The sequence below is a fragment of the Myxococcus sp. CA039A genome (assembly GCF_013336645.1).
Taxonomy (GTDB): Bacteria; Myxococcota; Myxococcia; order Myxococcales; family Myxococcaceae; genus Myxococcus; species Myxococcus llanfairpwllgwyngyllgogerychwyrndrobwllllantysiliogogogochensis.
The window spans coordinates 1-1812 of sequence record NZ_JABUMQ010000631.1 but is presented as its reverse complement, the minus strand read 5'-3'; the positions used below and the strand labels follow the sequence as shown (position 1 = coordinate 1812).

The window sequence follows — 1812 nt, the reverse complement described above, 5'->3', positions numbered from 1 at the left end:
CTCCTGCACGTAGCGGATGCCCACGAAGGGCGAGCACTCCGCGCGGTCCAGGTGCGCCAGCGCCCCCAGGCGCTCCAGCGCCGCGAGCCCCGAGGGCATCAGCCCCTCGCCGCACGCCTTGTCCGCGGGCAGCGTCGCGCGCTCCAGGACGACGGTGTTCAGCCCACGCGCCGTGGTGTGGATGGCCACCGCCAGTCCCGCCGGCCCGCCTCCCACCACGGCCACGTCATACCGTCTCACGTCTCGTGCTCCGCCCGCGCCATGGCCAGCGCGCTGCGCGCCATCTCCACCGCCATGCCCACCATGCCCACCTTCTTCGGCGGCGACAGCTCTCCGGACAGGTAGCGCCGCAGCGCCTCGCCCCGGCGCAGCTTCCCGCTCGACGTCCGGGGCAGCGTCCCCGCCTCCAGGAGCTTCACCGTGTGCGGCCGCACCCCCGTCGCCTCCACCACCGCCGCGCGGATGCGCTCCTCCACGTCTGCTTCCGCCGCGTCGCCACCGCGCTCCGCGAGGATGAGCAGCGCCTCGTCCTGGCCTCCCTCGGGCGTGAAGCCCAGGGCCACCGCGCACCCCGTGCGCACGCCCTCCACGGACTGGAGCGGCTCCTCGAACGCCTGCGGCGCGTGGTTGGCGCCCCGGATGATGACCACGTCCTTCGCGCGGCCCGTCAGGTACAGCTCGCCGTCCGCGATGAAGCCCAGGTCCCCGGTGTCCAGCCAGCCATCCAGCGTCAGCGCGCGCCGCGTGGCGAGCGCGTCACCGAAGTAGCTCGTCATCAGCGACGGGCCTCGCGTGAAGACCCGGCCCACGCGCCGGTCCGGCTGCACCGCGCCCTGCTCGTCGCGCACCTCCACCTCGAAGCCGGCCACCGGCGCGCCCACGCTCACCAGCATCCGCGCGCCCGCCTCCGCCCGCCCCTCGCTCGCCAGCACCGTCGGGTCCACGCCGAGCGAGCGAGGCCCCCGGCCCTCCGGAGGGAAGGTCACCGCGAGCGACGCTTCCGACAGCCCATACACCGGACGCAGCGCCCGCGCGGAGAAGCCCCAGCGCTCGAAGCGCTCGACGAACCGCTGCAACGTCTCCGCCGACACCGGCTCCGCGCCGTTGAGCGCGTGTTTCCACGACGACAGGTCCACGCCCTCCATCTCCGCGTCCTTCACCCGCTTCAGGCACAGGCCATAGGCGAAGTTCGGCGCGGGCGAGATGAAGCCCCGGTGCCGCGACAGCGCGCGCAGCCACAGCGCGGGCCTCGCCAGGAAGACCTCCGGAGGAATCAGCACCAGGTGCCCAGGATAGTGCAGCGCGGACAGCAGACAGCCGATGAGTCCCATGTCGTGGTACAGCGGCAGCCAGCTGACGCCCACGCGCGGCGTCTCGGGTGACGACAGGGGCATCGCCACCTCCAGCGCCATCACCTGCGACAGCAGCGCTCCGTGCGTCAGCGCCACCGGCTTCGGGTCCACCGTGGAGCCGGAGGAGAACTGGATGAGGCCCAGCGCCTCAGACGCCACCGCCACCTCGCGCACCTCGTCCCCTCGCGACACGTCGTCCACCGTGTGACAGCCCAGGCGCGGGCGGGACTTCTCCACGCTCGGACCCAGGAGCAGCCGCACGCGAGAGTCCGTCAGGACGAGGCTCGCCTCCGTCACCTGGAGCATCCGCGCCGTGGCCCGGTGGTACTCATCCAGGCGCCCCAGCCGGACGGGCGGATACAGCGGCACCGGCACCGCGCCCGCGAGCAGCGTCCCGAAGAAGGCATCCATGAAGCCCGGCGAGGTGGGCAGGAGCAACGCCACCCGCTCCCCCTCGCGC

2 protein-coding genes are annotated in these 1812 nt (G+C 73.5%); both read right to left on the bottom strand.

Translation table 11 applies throughout. The annotated features are described in order from the left end of the window. On the bottom strand, window positions 1-240 hold a 240-nt coding region (locus tag HR086_RS46585), incomplete at its 3' end, for an FAD-dependent oxidoreductase (RefSeq protein ID WP_174468880.1). Further along, a partial coding sequence (locus HR086_RS46580) for a fatty acyl-AMP ligase (RefSeq protein ID WP_254626771.1) occupies window positions 237-1812 on the bottom strand: 1576 nt, incomplete at its 5' end. The genes HR086_RS46585 and HR086_RS46580, both read right to left, overlap by 4 nt.